Source organism: Streptomyces diversicolor (genome assembly GCF_057537855.1).
The window spans coordinates 18,685-34,495 of the sequence record NZ_BAAJXA010000068.1; the positions used below are offsets into that span (position 1 = coordinate 18,685).

The window sequence follows — 15,811 nt, forward strand, 5'->3', positions numbered from 1 at the left end:
CCGCCCAGACACAGAGAGAACGATCGGATGACTTTGCGTACCGTCAAGGAGTACCGCGAGGGCCTGCGTGACGGCAGGACTGTCCTCTACCGCGGGCGCCACGTTCCGGACGTCGTGAACGACCCCGAGCTGTCCCCCGCGGTCGACCACTCGGCGCTCTGCTACAGCATCACCGACTCGCACCCGGAACTCTCCGTCGCCCAGGGACCTTCCGGTGCCTACTCGGCCTTCTACAAGGTCCCGCGGACGGCCGAGGACCTACGCGCCCGGGGTGAGCTCATCGAGACCGTGTCCTCCCTCGGAGCCGGCACGATCGTCCTCAAGGAGGTGGGCAGCGACGCCCTGTTCGCCCTGCTCCGGACGCTGGACGGGGCCGACCTGGACAAGGCGCGGGCCTACCACCAGTACGTGTGCGACAACGACCTGGCGCTCGCGGTGGCGCAGACCGATGTCAAGGGCGACCGCTCCCTTCCGCCGCACCAGCAGGCCGACCCCGACCTCTACCTCCACGTCGTCGACGAGGACGCGGAGTCGATCACCGTGCGCGGAGCCAAGTGCCACACCTCCTTCTCCGCCAACGCCGACGAGCTGATCGTCCTCCCCACCCGCGCCATGGGACCGGAGGACCGCGACTACGCGGTCTCGTTCGCGATCCCCGTCGACACCCCCGGTCTGCGTCTGTACGTCTCGCCGTACTCGGCCGGAGAGCGCAACGACTTCGAGTTCCCGCTCTCCTCCAAGCACAAGCTGCTCGAAAGCCTGACCGTGTTCGACGACGTCCGCGTGCCCAAGGACCGGGTCTTCCTCAACCGCCGTCCCGGGCTGGCCGGGCCGCTGGCAATCGCGTTCGTCGACTACCACCGGTTCACGGCCGTCACCTACAAGCTGCCGCTGCTGGACGTCCTCGTCGGGTCGGCCTCGCTCATCGCCGAGTACAACGGCATCAGCCGCGCCGGACATGTCAGGGACAAGATCGCCCAGTTGATCGCCTACGCCGAGACGGTCCGCGGACTCGCCGAGCTGGCCGCGGCCCGGTCGCGGCCCGGACAGCACGGCATCCAGCAGCCCGACCCGCTCGCGGTCAACACCGCCAAGTACACCTTCGCGCACGGCTTCCACGACGCCGTCGCCAAGCTGATGGACCTCTCCGGTGGCCTGCTGGTCACCGGCCCCGGCGGCGAGGACTGGGCCGACCCCGACATCCGCGCCGTACTTGAGAAGTACTACGCCGCCGCCGTCCCGGCCGAACAGCGGTTGCGGTTGCTCAATTTCGTCGGCGACCTGACCGCCCGCGACTACGGCGGCTACCAAGCCGTGCTGGCGACCCACGCCGAGGGGTCGTTGGAAGCCGAGAAGATGCAGATCGCCCGCTCCTACGACCCTGCCCGCGCTCGTGCCTACGTGACGCGGCTCGCGGGCCTCGACCTCGGCCGGAGGGCGGCGTCATGACGGGACCCCTCGCGGGGCTGCGGGTCATCGAACTCGGCGGGATCGGGCCGGGGCCCCATGCCGCGATGGTCCTGGCCGACCTCGGCGCCGACGTCGTACGCGTCGAACGCCCGCACGGCGGGCTCGACGTCACCGGCGGCAAGCCGGACCACCTGCTGCGTGGGCGAAGGTCGGTGGCGGCCGACCTCAAGACGCCCCAGGGCCGTGATCTGGTGCTGCGGCTTGTGGCCAAGGCCGACGTGCTCATAGAAGGGTTCCGGCCCGGGGTCGCCGAACGCCTGGGGGTCGGTCCCGAACGCTGCCACCAGGTCAACTCCCGTCTGGTGTACGGACGGATGACCGGGTGGGGCCAGGACGGGCCGATGGCGCTGCGAGCCGGGCATGACATCAACTACATCGGCCTGACCGGTGCCCTGCACGCCATCGGGCGGCCCGGCGAGCGCCCGGTGCCCCCGCTCAACCTTGTCGGCGACTTCGGTGGCGGCTCGATGCTCCTGCTGGCAGGTCTCCTCGCCGCGCTGTGGGAGCGGGAACGTTCGGGCGAGGGGCAGGTCGTGGACGCGGCGATGGTGGACGGCGTCGGCGTGCTGCTGCAGATGGTGTGGGCGATGCGGGCCCAGGGTTCCTGGTCCGACGAGCGCGGTACCAACCTGCTCGACGGCGGCGCCCCCTTCTACGACACCTACGTGTGTCAGGACGGCCGCCATGTCGCCGTCGGGGCCATCGAGCCCCAGTTCTACCGGGCCCTCCTCACCGGGCTCGGGCTCGACCAGGAGACCCTGCCCGACCAGGGGGACCGGTCCGGATGGCCGCTGCTGCGGGACCGGCTCGCCGAAACCTTCCTCACCCGTCCTCGCGACGAGTGGGCCGAGGTCTTCGCCGGCACCGACGCCTGTGTCACCCCGGTCCTGGCCCCCAAAGAGGTGCCGCGCCACCCCCACTTGGCGGCCCGCGGCGCCCACGTGGAGATCGGAGGAGTGCTGCAGGCCGCGCCGGCGCCGCGCTTCTCACGGACGGTTCCGCGGACTCCGACCGCTCCCCCGCCGCCCGGCAACGACACCGAGACCGTGCTCGCCGACTGGAATGCCTGAAAGGCAGGCTCGCTGATGACACCGCCCATACGCGTCGAGCGCGACGGCCCCGTGCTGCGCATCTGCCTCAACCGACCAGAGCGGCTCAACGCCCTCACCACCGAGATGCTGACTCTCACCGCCGATGCTGTGGAGATGGCGGGGAAGGACAGCGGCATCCGGGTCGTGGTGCTCGGCGGGGCGGGGCCTGCGTTCAGTGCCGGCGCCGACCTCGCCGGAAACCTTCCTGACATCGGGACGATCGACGCGGCCAACCGGCTCGTGCTGGCTCTGCGGCAGATCCCCCACCCCGTCCTGGCGGCCGTGGGCGGGCCGGCGGTCGGTGTCGGCTGCTCCCTGGCGCTCGCCGCCGATGTCACCGTGGCCCGGGAGTCGGCGTACTTCCTCCTCGCCTTCGCCCAGGTCGGCCTCATGCCCGACGGTGGTGCCACCTTGCTGGTCCCGGCGGCGGTCGGTCGTGCGCGCGCCACCCGCATGGCCATGCTCGGCGAGCGCGTCCCCGCGCCCCGCGCCGCGGAGTGGGGCCTGATCACACACGCCGTAGCCGACGACACCTTCGGTCTTGAGGTCGAACGGCTGACCCGGCAGCTCGCGGATGGACCGACGGCGGCGTTCGCCCAGACCAAACGTGCCCTCAACGCGTCGTCGCTGCCGCAGCTGGAGCGCGCCCTCACCGTCGAACGCGAAGGCCAGACCCGGCTGTTCACCACCGCGGACTTCGCGGAGGGCGTGGCCGCCTTCCGCGAGAAGCGCCGCCCCGAGTTCTCCGGAAAGTAGACCCGGCTCGCGCGCCGGAAAGGGAGCCCCACGTGGAACGCGATCTGTACACCCCGGACCATGAGGCCTTCCGTGACAGTGTCCGGAAGTTCGTCGAGCGTGAGGTCGCACCTCACGTCCAGAAATGGGAGGAACAGCGGCTGGTCGATCGCCAGTTGTGGCAGGTGGCGGCCCGTCAGGGCATCATCGGGCTGGCGGTGCCCGAGGAGTACGGCGGAGGCGGTGAGCGCGACATCCGTTTCCGCGCGGTCGTGATGGAGGAACTGGCGGCGATCGGCGCGGCCTCGGTGCAACTGGGGTTCAGCCTCACCGAGGACATCGCGATGCCGTACTTCCTCGAACTCACCGACGAGGAGCAGAAGCGACGCTGGCTGCCGGGGCTCGCCGCCGGGAAGCTGATCTCCGCCGTCGCCATGACCGAGCCCGACGCGGGCAGTGACTTGCAGGGCATGCGCGCGACCGCCGTACGCGACGGCGATCACTGGCTGCTCAACGGTGCCAAGACCTTCATCACCAACGGGATCCAGGCCGACCTGGTCGTCGTCGCCGCACGCACCGACCCCTGCGCCGGGTCGAAGGGGATCAGCCTCTTCGTGGTGGAACGGGACACTCCCGGGTTCAGCCGGGGCCGGAAGCTGGAGAAGATCGGCCTGCACGGCCAGGACACCGCGGAGTTGTTCTTCCGTGACGCCAAGGTACCTGCCGCGAACCTGCTCGGCCTCCTGGGTGGCGGGCTTCGCAGCCTGATCCGATGCCTGCCGAGAGAACGCCTCGCCATCGCGATGAGCGCCCAGGCCGCCGCGGAAGCCGCCTTCGGCTGGACCTTGGAGTACGTCCGGGAACGCACGGCCTTCGGCCGGCCGGTCGCCTCCTTCCAGAACACCGCCTTCACCCTCGCCGAACTCCGCACCGCACTGGATGTCAGCCAGGCGTTCATCGACCGGGCGATGCTCGCGTCGAACGACAGCCGGCTCACTGTGGAGGACGCGGCGAAGGCGAAGTGGTGGGCGACCGAGCTGCAGCAGCGGGTCGTCGACCGTGGTCTGCAACTCCATGGCGGCTACGGCTACATGGTGGAGTACCCGATCGCCCGAGCCTTCCTCGACGGCCGGGTCCAGTCCATCTACGGCGGCACCAACGAGATCATGAAAGAGATCATCGGCCGACAGCTGATCCGGCCGAACTGAGCAGGTCCGACCGATGACGAAGGCTCCCCCGCCTCATCAAGCGTCTCGTCCACGCCTCCCCCGATCTCGGACCGGACTGGGAGCCGAAAAGCCTGGACCGCGATCGACCGTGCGTGGCAGTGGGTCGGCGCCGGCGCGGACGCTCTGGAACGTCCGAGGGCCTTCGTCGAAACGCGCCCGCCGCGCTGGAGCGGACGCTGAGCACTGTGCCCACCGCTCTTCCGACCTCGACGACTCCGGCGGCGGCAGCCCTCGATGCCTGTAGTCTCCGCTGTGAGGAAAACCCGCCGGCCCGTACAGCGCCCGGCCAAGAAGGAGAGGCACGTGGCACCGCAGACATCCCGGAAGCAGCTGAACCGGGTGCGACGCGAAGATCCCCAGCTTGGCTTCGAGCCGGATCCGGGAGCCGACTGGCGCCGCTTCGAAGAGCTGCAGCTCTCCCCCTTCCTCGAAGCCGCCCTTGAGGAGTTCGGAGCCCACGGCTACCACGGCGGCTCTGTGCGCGCCATCGCCAACCGTGTCGGCGTGACCCTCCCAACCCTGTACTACCACCACGGCAGCAAGCAGGATCTGCTCGTCACCCTCCTCATGGGATCGATGCACGACATTCTCGTCCGCTGCCGCCACGCCCTGGCCGAGGCCGGCGACCGCTCGGAGGACCAGGTCGCACACATCGTGGAGTGCTTCACGCTGTACATGGCCCATCGGCGGCGGCTGGCATTCCTGGACGGGGAGGTCCGCAACCTCGAACCCGAGAACCGGGACAGGTATATCGCACAGCGCAACGAACTCTCCGTGATGTTGCGTGGCCTCGTCGACGACGGCATCACGGACGGTGTGTTCCACACGCCCTATCCGGCAGAGGCCGTCCGCGCCATCGTCTCGATGTGCCAGGCCGTCGCCGTCTGGTACAGGCCAGAGGGCCCGCTGAGCGAGGCCGAGGTCGCACAGCGTTACGTCGCACTCGCCCTCGACACCCTCGTGTTGCGTGTGCCCGGGAAGCCTTCAAAAGGTATAGACCAGTAACTCTTGCCGCTACGGTGCGAGCGGATGGGGTGCGTGACTGGGTGGAACGGGGCGAGCCATCCACCGGGATCTGAAAAATGGAGGCCCAGCAGCACGCTCGCGCTGGCCGGCGGACTTAAGGGTGCGCGCGCCGATGGCCTCGACAGCGCCTCCGCTGTGGGCGAGTCGCATGCCGAACGGCAAGCCGTCGCCTCCCGGGACGAGGTCGGGGCGCGGCGACGTAACGGGCTACCGGGGGGCCATGCGAATGGCGCCGTCGAGGCGGATGGTCTCGCCGTTGAGCATGGGGTTGGCGACTATGTGGGCGGCCAGCGCCGCGTACTCGCTCGGCTCACCCAGGCGCGCGGGGTGCGGGACCTGGGATCCCAGCGAGGCAACAGCCTCCTTGGGAAGGGTGTCGAAAAGCGGGGTGTGGAACAGGCCCGGGGCGATGGTCACCACGCGGATGGCGAGGCTCGCCAGGTCACGGGCTACCGGAAGGGTCATGCCGACAATGCCGCCCTTGGAGGCGGAGTACGCCGCCTGGCCGATCTGGCCGTCGAAAGCGGCGGCGGACGCGGTGTTGACGATGACGCCGCGCTCCTCGCCCAGCGGCTCTGTCCCCGCGATCCGCTCGGCGGCAAGCCGGATCACGTTGAAAGTGCCGATCAGGTTGACCTGGACCGTCTTCGTGAACGTATCCAGCGGGTGCGCGCCCTTCCGGCCGACCGTCCTGGCAGCGGGGCCGATCCCCGCGCAGTTCACGGCGACCCTGAGGGTACCCAGTGACTGCGCGAGGTCGAGGGCGGCTGCCATGTCCCCCTCGCTGGTGACGTCGGCTGGGGCAAAGGCCACCTGCTCGCCGAGTTCTTCGGCGACGAGCTTTCCCTTGGAGGACGGCAGATCGACGATGACGACCCCGGCCCCCAACTCGACAAACTTTCGCACGGTCGCCAGCCCGAGGCCGGAGGCTCCTCCCGTGACGACGGCGACGCTGCCTGCGATGTTCACGTGTTCTCCTGGGATTTCGTTGGTGGGGGACGTCAGATACGTTCGATGACGGTGGCGTTGGCCATGCCGCCGCCTTCGCACATCGTCTGCAGGCCGTAGCGTCCGCCCTTGGCCTGCAGGTGGTGGACCAAGGTGGTGAGCAGCCGGGCGCCGGATGCCCCGAGCGCGTGGCCCAGCGCGATGGCACCGCCGCGGGGGTTGAGCCGCTCTGGGTCCGCACCCAGTTCCTGCTGCCAGAGCAGAGGGACGGGCGCGAAGGCTTCGTTCACCTCGTACGCGTCGATGTCGTCGATCGTCAGACCGGCACGGGTCAGGACCTGCTGGCTGGCCGGGACGACACCGGTGAGCATCAACAGCGGGTCGCTGCCCGTGACGGCGAAGGAACGAAACCGGGCCAACGGTCGCAGGCCGAGCGCTGCGGCCTTGTCCTCGCTCATGATCAGGACGGCCGACGCCCCGTCGGTGAGCGGCGAGGAGTTCCCCGGCGTTATACGCCAGTCCTCGATCTCCGTGAAGCGCTGGGCGATGGTCTCGTCGGCGAACGACGGCCGCAGTGCGGCCAGACCCGTGACGTCCGTCCCCGAACGGACAGTCTCGTCGGCGGTGAGGGCACGCCCCTCGGGACCGCGAACCGGCACGATCTCCTTCGCGAAGGCCCCGGACTCCTCGGCCGCCGCCGCTCGCGCGTGCGACCGCGCGGCATACGCGTCCAGTGTGTCGCGGTCGAACTTCCAGCGGGCGGCGATGAGTTCGGCGGCCACACCCTGGTTGACCAGCCCGCCGGGGTAGCGCGCCGCGAGCCCGGGGCCGAAAGGCTCGCGGCCCTGGAGCGCGGAGCCCATCGGCACCCGGCTCATGGACTCCACCCCGCACGCGATCACTACGTCGTAGGCGCCGGCGATCACGCCTTGGGCGGCGAAGTTCGCGGCCTGCTGACTCGATCCGCACTGCCGGTCGATGGTCGTCGCCGGGACCGACTCGGGAAACCCGGCGCCGAGGACGGCGCTCCGCGCGATGTTCATCGCCTGCTCGCCGACCTGCCCGACACAACCGGCGATCACATCGTCGACCAGGGCGGGGTCGAGGTCGTTGCGCGCGACCAGGGCGCGCAGCACCTCAGACAGCAACTCGGTCGGATGGATCCCGGACAGCTGCCCGCCCGGCTTGCCCCTGCCGGACGGCGTGCGCACCGCGTCCACGATGACGGCATTGGTCATGGTCCCGCCCCTTTACTGTGCAACTCAGACTCTGGTATATCGATCGATAGATAGTGCATCTTAGGGGCGCACCTCGCCGGCCATCAAGACTCTTGACGAGGTATCGCACGAGACCTAGTGTCCCGATCTATCGATCGATAGGTTTCATGGGAGTTGCCATGAACATCCGAGCCGCCACCCGCAGGAGCACTACGACGCCCCGGCCTGCCGATCGCCTTCCATACCGCCGCGCCGTTCCCCCTCGGCATCGCCCCGATCGGCCCGGTTGAGTCATGGTCCGCCGCACAGTCCACCGCCCATGCCGTAGCGGTTCTCGCTGCGGTCCCTCCCCTCCGGAGATGACAGTGCCGTCACATCCCGGTCCGGCGGCCTTTGAGGCCGCTCCACCCCGCCGCTCGGCCCGCGCGTCCTTCGCCGCGGCCATCGCGACCTCGCTGGAGTGGTACGACTTCTTCATCTACTCCACCGCTGCCGCGCTGGTCTTCAACACCACGTTCTTCGCCACCGACAACGCTGTTGTCTCCGCACTCAACTCGTTCGCCACGGTGGCCGTGGGCTTCGTCGCCCGTCCCGTCGGCGGCGTTGTGGCCGGCGCGCTGGGTGACCGGCACGGACGTAAGCCCGTGCTGGTCAGCGCCATGATCCTCATGGCGGTGGCTACCTCGCTGATCGGCTTCGTGCCGAACTCCGAGGTGGTGTGGTTGGCACCGACACTGCTGATAGCACTGCGTCTGTGCCAGGGACTGGCCGTCGGGGCACAGTGGAGCAGCGCGGTCCTGGTCGCGACCGAGAACGCGCCCGCGCACCTGCGCGGCTTCTTCGGCAGCTTCGCTCAACTCGGCGTCCCGATCGGGGCGGTGCTCGGCAATGTGGTGTTCCTGATCGCCACCGCGGCGTCCTCGCCCGACGCCTTCGTCGACTGGGTGTGGCGGATCCCCTTCTGGATCAGCTTGGTCATGCTTCCGATCGCCTTCGCCATCCACCGTTTCCTGGAGGAGACCGCGGAGTTCAAGGCGGTCGCGGCGAGGGCAGCCGCGCAGCCCGCGGCTCGGCGCTCCGCGTTTCTGGATGCGGTCCGTCGCAACCCGGGCGCCATCCTGACGGCGGCGGGTGCGAATACCGTGGGCGTGGTCCTCTTCCAGGTGACGGTCGCCGGCTCGGTGCAGTTCGTGACGACCTACCGTGACATCACGCGTACCGCGGCTCTGACCTGGGTTCTGATCGCCTGCACCCTCATGATGCCGTTGGTACCGTTCTTCGGCTGGTTGTCGGACCGTTTCGGCCGCAAGCTGATCTTCGGTCTGGGATCCGCCGCGATGCTGGTCTGGGGGGTGCCGATGTGGCTGCTGATCCCCGCGTCGGGGCCCGACCAGGTCTGGCCGTTCGGTTTGGCGGTTGTGGGCGCCGGCATCGCCATGTCACTGCAGACCGGAACTCAGGGCACGCTCATCGCCGAGCTCTTCCCGCCGGAGGTCCGTTCCTCCGGCGCCTCGCTCGGCTATCAGATCGCCGGGATCATCGGTGGCTTCGGGCCCTTTGTCACTGTGGCGTTGATCAACGGTGCCTCCGCCAACGCCTGGCGGGTCGGCCTGCTCGTCACCCTTCTCGCCGCGGCCTCCCTGCTCTGCCTGCGGCTGATCATCCGCCGCCGCTACCACTCGACAACCAGCCATGCCGCGTCCGACGAACCCGAAGCCGTCGCCGCCCGCTGACCCTGGAGCAACTCGTGCACACCACTACGCTCTCGCCCGAGGCCCCCTTCCCCGACGCGGTGGCGCACACCGATCCCGCACGACCGGCGTTCATCATGGCCGGCTCCGGACAGGTGGTGACCTACGGTGAGCTGGTCGACTCGTCCCGGTCCATCGCCGACCTGCTGTGGTCCCGCGGACTTCGGCACGGGGACTGCGTCGCGCTTCTGATGGAGAACACGGCCGACTACCTCCCGGTGGCGTGGGCAGCACAACGGTGCGGCCTGCGCTACGTCGGTCTGCCGGTCCGGCTCGAACCCACTGAGGCCGCGTACATACTGCGCGACTCCCGGGCTCGTGCCCTTGTCACGAGCCCGGCCCGACTCGACCGGGCCGCAGCCGCGCTGAAGGAAGCGCCCGGCGTCGAACTCCGATTCAACACCGGGCCCGCGGCCGAGGGATTCGAGGAGCTGGCCGAGGCCGTGACCGCCGCCCCAGCAGCCGCGCCCGAGGAGCGGGAGGGCGTCGACCTGCTCTACTCGTCGGGCACGACGGGTCGGCCGAAGGGCGTCGCGTCGAACCTGTCGCTGGCCCCGTTGGGCACCCCGCCCGGCGTCGCCACCCTGCTGCACGAGCGCTGGGGCCTCGGCAGGAACGCGGTCTACCTCTCCCCCGCCCCCTTGTACCACGCCGCGCCACTGCGCTTCTGCATGACGGTGCACCGCTACGGCGGCACCGCGGTGATCATGGAGCGCTTCGACGCCGAGGCCGCGCTCGAACTCATCGACCGCTACCGCGTAACCCACACCCAGATGGTGCCGACCATGCTCACCCGGATCCTCAAGCTCCCCGCTGAATCGCGCGCGCAACGCGACATGTCGTCGTTGCGGGTCGTCGTGCATGCGGCGGCGCCCTGCCCGGCCGGGACGAAGCGGGCCCTGATCGACTGGCTCGGGCCGATCGTGCACGAGTACTACTCGTCCACCGAGAACTATCTGTTCACCGCGATCGACTCGAAGGAATGGCTCGCGCACCCGGGCTCGGTCGGGCGGGCGCTGGTCGGACGGCCTCACATCCTCGACGAGACCGGCGCGGAGCTGCCGACGGGCGAGATCGGGACGGTCTGGTCCGAAGGCGGCCTGCCGTTCGAATACCTCAATGACCCTGCCAAGACCGCCGAGTCGCGCAACGATCGTGGTTGGGCCACCGTCGGCGACCTCGGCCACCTCGACGCCGACGGCTACCTCTACCTGGCTGATCGCCGCGCCGATCTCGTCCTGTCCGGCGGGGTGAACATCTACCCTCAGGAAGCCGAGAACGTCCTGATCGAGCATCCTGACGTGGCCGACGCCGCGGTCTTCGGCATCCCGCACGACGAACTGGGTGAGGTCGTTCACGCCGTGGTCCAGCTCCGCCCGGGCTGCACCGAGAGCCACGAGGTGGCCGAGCAGCTCATCGACTGGTGCCGGCAGCACCTTTCACTCTACAAATGCCCCCGCGGCCTCGACTTCGCCGACCAGCTCCCGCGGTCACCCACGGGCAAACTGTTCAAGCGTGAGCTCAAGGAGCGGTACCGATGAACCGGAAGTCGATCCGCCCTGAGGCCGAAGCCAGGGTCGCTGTGGAACGGCACGGTCACATCCTTGTCATCCGGATGCGGCGCGAAGCCAAGCGCAACGCCATCGACCCGGAGATGACGGCGTCGCTGGACTCCGCCCTGAACGACCTTGACGACGATCCAGATCTCCGGTGCGGAATCCTCACCGGCGGTGAGCGGGTGTTCTCGGCCGGGACCGATCTCGCGGTCGGAGCCGGGGACCCGACACCGCGTGGAGGGTCGTACGGCGTCGTCCGCAGGAAGCGCTCCACCCCGCTGATCGCCGCGGTCGAGGGCATCGCCTTCGGGGGCGGCTTCGAGCTGGTGCTGGCCTGCGACATGGTCGTCGCGGGCCGGTCGGCCCAGTTCGGTCTGCCGGAGGTGTCCCGGGGCCTGGTGGCCACCTGCGGAGGGTTGTTCCGGACTTGGCGGTCACTGCCGTTGCCGGTGGCCAAGCAGATGCTGCTGACCGGCCGCCCCCTGCCGGCCTCGCGGGCCTACCAGCTCGGGCTGGTCAACGACCTCGTGGACGACGGGCAAGCGGAGGCGGCCGCCATCACGCTGGCCGAGCAGGTCTGTGAGAACTCGCCGTTGTCGGTGACCGCGGCCCTCACCGCGGTGGACCGGGTCGCCGGCGAGACGGATGACCTCGGATGGGAGGCCACCCAGCACGCACTCGAAACCATTCTCGACTCCGAGGATCACCGCGAGGGCATCTCCGCATTCCTGGAGAAGCGAACCCCCAACTGGCTCGGCCGCTGACACTCAGCGCCGCTCCCCCACCCGTCCGCCGCGCCCAGCGCGCGCCTGCACCGGGGCGCCGCCCACAGCAGGGCGCACGAACTCGACCATCGACATCGGAGGTACGTATGCGACGCGTGATCTGTGCGGAGTTCGGCTATCCGCCGGCCCTGCGGATCCTGGAGGAGCCCACACCGCAGCCGCAACCCGGCGAGGTGCTCATCGAGCTGACGGCCGTCGGTGTCAGCTTCGTCGACGGACTCATCGTCCGCGGGGCCTATCAGGTTCGGCCGCCGTTGCCGTTCACCCCGGGCAGCTGCGTGGCGGGCCGTGTCATCGCGGTCGGCAAAGACGTCGAAACCCCGCGTCTCGGGACCGTGGTGGCGACGGTGCTGAGTGACTTCGGCGGATACGCCTCGCACGTCGCCGTCCCGGCCAGTGTCGTCGTCCCGCTGCCGTCCGGTGTGACCGCCGACATCGCCGCAGCATCCATGGAGAGCTACCTGACCTTGGTGTTCGCCACCACCCATCGCGTCACGATCAAGCCCGGCGAGCACGTCGTCGTACTGGGTGCCGGCGGCGGCATCGGCCAGGCCGCGATCGACGTGGCACACAGCCATGGTGCCCATGTCATCGCAGTCGCGTCCACGGAGGACAAGCGCGCCGCGGCCAAGGCCGCCGGAGCCGAAGTGACACTTGGTTACGACCATCTCAAGGACAACATCCGCGCCGCTACCGGCGACGGCGCCGATGTGGTCATCGACCCGGTGGGCGGGCCCGCATCCGAAAGCGCGCTACGGGCGCTGGCGACCGATGGGCGGTTCTGCGTACTCGGATTCGCCTCCGGCGACATTCCACGACTGCCGACGAACATCGTGTTGCTGCGCAACCGCACGATCGTCGGCGTCGACTGGGGCGACTGGTCGCGTGAAGCAGGCGGCGCCAACGGTAACGCGATCCTGCTCGCGGATGTCCTCGCCAGGATCAGCCGCGGTGAGTTGCACCCTGGTCAGCCCTCGACCGCACCGCTGGCCGACGCCGGCCGGGTGCTCCAGCTCTTCGCCGAACGCCGAGCACTCGGCAAGTACGTCCTGCACCCGTGATTCCGGAAGGCATCCGTATGAGTACCGCAGAGAACCCCGACGAGCCCGGAACGACGGAACCCACCCAAGCCGACGCATTCAAGAAGCTGCTCCAACAGCGATGGAGCTGTCGCGCCTACCTGCCGAACCACGTTCCGGATGACGTCATCGCCGAGATGTTCAGCATGGCGCAGCGGACGGCGTCCTGGTGCAACACCCAGCCCTGGCACGTCTACCTGACCAAGGGTGAGGCGACCCGGCGCCTCGCCAAGAGCCTGACCGAGCACGCGCGCACCCACCAGCAGGTCTCCGACCTGGAGGCTCCTGCTCGATACCGCGGGGTGTACAGGGACCGCCGCCGGGAGGCCGGCTACGCGCTCTACGCCAGCCTCGCAATCAAGAAGACCGACCTGGCAGCGCGAGAGGCACAGATGCTGAAGAACTTCGAGTTCTTCGGCGCCCCTCACGTCGCGGTCATCACCACCGACCGCGATCAGGGTGTGTACGGGGCGATCGACTGCGGCGGCTACGTCGCGAACCTGCTCAACTCCGCCGCCTCACTCGGCATCGCGACCATCCCGCAGGCCGCGATCGCCATGCACTCCGACCACATCCGCAACCACTTCCGGATCCCGGAGGACCAACTGATCGTTTGCGCGGTCTCCTTCGGTTACCCCGACGCCGCCCATCCGGTCAACTGCTTCCGCACAACCCGCGCCGACATCAGCGAAACCGTCGTCACGATCAACGACTGATCGTCGGGTGCCCAACCTGCGGAGGGTTGTCGCTCCGGTCTGCCCGCATGCCCGCTTATCCCGACGCCTGGCGTGCCGACGGCGCTCATCGCAGGTCACAAGGTGTAGGCGCACGGCCGAGTTCGGCACCGAGCCGGCCGTGTCCGCCACCGGGCAGCCCGTCAAGCGCACGCGAGTTCCGCTTGTCGCAGGGACAGCGAATCGCCGCAGACAGGGTCACTGGGACCCCGCACCGTCACCACCGTCCGCCCGCATCACAGGAACGAGCAGAACTGATGAAGCGCAAGGTCTTCAACGAGGAGCACGAGGCATTCCGGGCCGTGATCCGGGACTTCGTCGCCAACGAGGTCGTGCCTCACTTCGCCGACTGGGAGGAGGCTGGTCTCCCGCCGCGTGAGCTGTTCCGCAAGCTGGGCGCGCTGGGAGTGATGGGGTTCGGCATCCCCGAGGAGTACGGCGGCCCGGGGGACCCCGGGTACAAGTACCAGGCCGTCATCGACGAGGAATGCGCCAACGCAGGCGTCATGCTCGGCCACTACACGCTGAGCACGGGCATCGTCCTGCCGTACCTGCTCAACCTGGCCGACGAGGAACAGAAGAAGCGCTGGCTGCCCGGCATCGCCACCGGCGACATCATGCTGTGCATCGCCATGACCGAACCCGACATCGGATCCGACCTCGCCGGCATTCGCACCACCGCCGACCTCTCCGAGGACGGAACCCACTACATTCTGAACGGCTCCAAGACCTTCATCACCGGCGCCCGCAACTCCGAACTGTGCGTGGTCGTCGCTCGCACCTCCCCGGCCGACCCGGACAACCGCCGTGCCGGTCTGAGTCTGTTGGCAGTCCCCACCGACAGCGAGGGCTTCTCCTTCGGCCGCAAGCTGCAGAAGATCGGCATGCGCTCGTCCGACACCAACGAACTCTCCTTCGTCGACGTCAAGGTGCCGGTGGAGAACCTACTGGGCGAGGAGGGCCGGGGCTTCGAGCACCTGGGCCAGAACCTGGTGCGCGAACGCCTGGCCATCGGCACCGAGGCGATATCCCGCGCCCGCGCCGCAATCATGTTCGCCACGGACTATGTGCGCGAACGCCAGGTCTTCGGCAAGCCGGTCGCCCACTTCCAGAACACCAAGTTCGTCCTCGCCGAGTGCGAGACCGAGGTGGCCGCCGCCGAGGCGCTGTGCGACCGGGCGCTCGATCTGGAGGAGGCCGGCGAGCTCACCGCTGCCGATGCCGCCCGGGTGAAGCTGTTCGGCACCGAGGTCGCCGGCCGGGTCATCGACAAGTGCCTTCAATTGCACGGCGGTTACGGCTACGTCTTGGAGTACCCGATCGCCCGCATGTACGCCGACACCCGCGTCAACCGAATCTACGGCGGAACCAGCGAAGTCATGAAGTCGATCATTGCCAAGGACATGGGGCTGTAGCTCCAGGAACGCGCCACTGCCCCGGACCGCGTTCTGCCGGTACCGTGGCCAGTCGAGGCCGATGTCACGCAGTACCCAGCCTCCCGCGGATCGGCATGGGTGGGTTCGCCGGAGCGGTGCTGGTGCAGGACGCCTCTAGGGCTTGCGGGTGGGGTCGCTGTCTGCCGTGACTCCCCGGATGCACACGGCCATGGGCGGAGCCCACCCGCGAACGCGACTTGGCCGAACACGCAATCAAGATCCGGACCATGCCCAGGCCAACGCCGCCCGCCCAGCCTCTGTATCCCGCGTCGGCACTGGCCAGAGAGGTATTGACGGCTACCACCAGCAGAGGCCATAGCCAGCTCAGCCTTCTGAACAGGCCTTTTATATCGAGGCTTCCGCGAGACAGAAGCCCTATTGCGCCCCGGTGAGCCCCTTCCGGACCATGTCGCCACGACAGAGAGACCCGGGCCGCTCAGAGGCAGTCAGAGGCATCGGCCTCTGCAACTGAGCTGGCCGGTGTGGATCAAGAGTGGGCGGCTCTGGCGGTGCTCTGGTTCGACCTCGGTCGAGCTGCGATGGAGACGCCTGCCTCCGCCCGGGGCCGGGCAGAAAAGGGCCTTCAGGATGGCCGTCCTGGAGATCTTGCCGGCGCCGATGGAGGTTGGTTCCGGATGCCGCCCGTGGTTTTTGCGGGCCTGGGTGGCGTCCACGTCTTTGCGAGACGACCCCACCGTGCCAGACAGCACCCATAAAGCCCTCTCTCAACGACACTCGACGCAATTCCACGGCA

General features: G+C 68.9%; 13 protein-coding genes. 11 read left to right on the plus strand and 2 right to left on the minus strand.

Translation table 11 applies throughout. The features are described from left to right. Window positions 1–27: 27 nt before the first annotated feature. The 5 genes from AC27LF_RS42890 to AC27LF_RS42910 all read left to right on the plus strand — a co-directional run bounded on the left by AC27LF_RS42890 (window position 28) and on the right by AC27LF_RS42910 (window position 5,530). Window positions 28–1,449 carry a 4-hydroxyphenylacetate 3-hydroxylase N-terminal domain-containing protein gene (locus AC27LF_RS42890; RefSeq protein WP_479664631.1) on the plus strand — a complete coding sequence of 474 codons (1,422 nt, stop codon included), beginning with the start codon at window positions 28–30 and terminating at the stop codon, window positions 1,447–1,449. Then, the gene (locus tag AC27LF_RS42895; protein WP_479664632.1) at window positions 1,446–2,540 is read left to right on the plus strand and encodes a CaiB/BaiF CoA transferase family protein; all 1,095 of its coding nucleotides are present in this window, start codon (window positions 1,446–1,448) and stop codon (window positions 2,538–2,540) included. Before AC27LF_RS42890 ends, AC27LF_RS42895 begins: the two co-directional genes overlap by 4 nt. Before the next feature lie 15 nt (window positions 2,541–2,555). Further along, window positions 2,556–3,317 (plus strand): enoyl-CoA hydratase, encoded by a 762-nt coding sequence (locus AC27LF_RS42900; RefSeq protein ID WP_479664633.1) that lies wholly within the window; start codon window positions 2,556–2,558, stop codon window positions 3,315–3,317. A 32-nt stretch (window positions 3,318–3,349) separates the two neighbouring features. Further along, the gene (locus AC27LF_RS42905) at window positions 3,350–4,504 is read left to right on the plus strand and encodes an acyl-CoA dehydrogenase family protein (protein WP_479664634.1); all 1,155 of its coding nucleotides are present in this window, start codon (window positions 3,350–3,352) and stop codon (window positions 4,502–4,504) included. Window positions 4,505–4,828: 324 nt separating this feature from the next. Beyond that, window positions 4,829–5,530, plus strand: a complete 702-nt coding sequence (locus AC27LF_RS42910; RefSeq protein WP_479664635.1) for a TetR/AcrR family transcriptional regulator — start codon at window positions 4,829–4,831, stop codon at window positions 5,528–5,530. Window positions 5,531–5,758: 228 nt separating this feature from the next. On the opposite strand, the gene AC27LF_RS42915 is transcribed toward AC27LF_RS42910, so the two are convergent. Together AC27LF_RS42915 and AC27LF_RS42920 are read right to left on the minus strand one after the other, a co-directional pair. Then, the gene (locus tag AC27LF_RS42915; RefSeq protein ID WP_479664636.1) at window positions 5,759–6,520 is read right to left on the minus strand and encodes a 3-hydroxyacyl-CoA dehydrogenase; all 762 of its coding nucleotides are present in this window, start codon (window positions 6,518–6,520) and stop codon (window positions 5,759–5,761) included. A gap of 32 nt (window positions 6,521–6,552) precedes the next feature. Further along, the gene (locus AC27LF_RS42920; protein ID WP_479664637.1) at window positions 6,553–7,737 is read right to left on the minus strand and encodes a thiolase family protein; all 1,185 of its coding nucleotides are present in this window, start codon (window positions 7,735–7,737) and stop codon (window positions 6,553–6,555) included. Window positions 7,738–8,075: 338 nt separating this feature from the next. On the opposite strand from AC27LF_RS42920, the gene AC27LF_RS42925 reads away from it, so the two are divergent. The 6 genes from AC27LF_RS42925 (at window position 8,076) to AC27LF_RS42950 (ending at window position 15,036) form a co-directional block, all read left to right on the plus strand. Further along, complete coding sequence (locus AC27LF_RS42925) at window positions 8,076–9,449, plus strand: MFS transporter (RefSeq protein ID WP_479664638.1); 1,374 nt, start codon at window positions 8,076–8,078, stop codon at window positions 9,447–9,449. Window positions 9,450–9,463: 14 nt separating this feature from the next. Then, window positions 9,464–11,008, plus strand: coding sequence for an AMP-binding protein (locus tag AC27LF_RS42930; RefSeq protein ID WP_479664639.1), 1,545 nt, complete (start codon window positions 9,464–9,466; stop codon window positions 11,006–11,008). After that, window positions 11,005–11,787 (plus strand): enoyl-CoA hydratase-related protein, encoded by a 783-nt coding sequence (locus AC27LF_RS42935; RefSeq protein WP_479664640.1) that lies wholly within the window; start codon window positions 11,005–11,007, stop codon window positions 11,785–11,787. The genes AC27LF_RS42930 and AC27LF_RS42935 overlap by 4 nt, the downstream gene beginning before the upstream one ends. 107 nt (window positions 11,788–11,894) lie before the next feature. Continuing rightward, on the plus strand, window positions 11,895–12,869 hold the full coding sequence (locus AC27LF_RS42940) for an NADPH:quinone oxidoreductase family protein (RefSeq protein ID WP_479664641.1): 975 nt from the start codon (window positions 11,895–11,897) through the stop codon (window positions 12,867–12,869). Between the two features lie 17 nt (window positions 12,870–12,886). Next, window positions 12,887–13,603, plus strand: a complete 717-nt coding sequence (locus AC27LF_RS42945) for a nitroreductase (protein ID WP_479664642.1) — start codon at window positions 12,887–12,889, stop codon at window positions 13,601–13,603. Window positions 13,604–13,878: 275 nt separating this feature from the next. Next, window positions 13,879–15,036: an acyl-CoA dehydrogenase family protein gene (locus tag AC27LF_RS42950; protein ID WP_479664643.1), complete on the plus strand. Its 1,158-nt coding sequence runs from the start codon at window positions 13,879–13,881 to the stop codon at window positions 15,034–15,036. Window positions 15,037–15,811 lie beyond the last annotated feature (775 nt).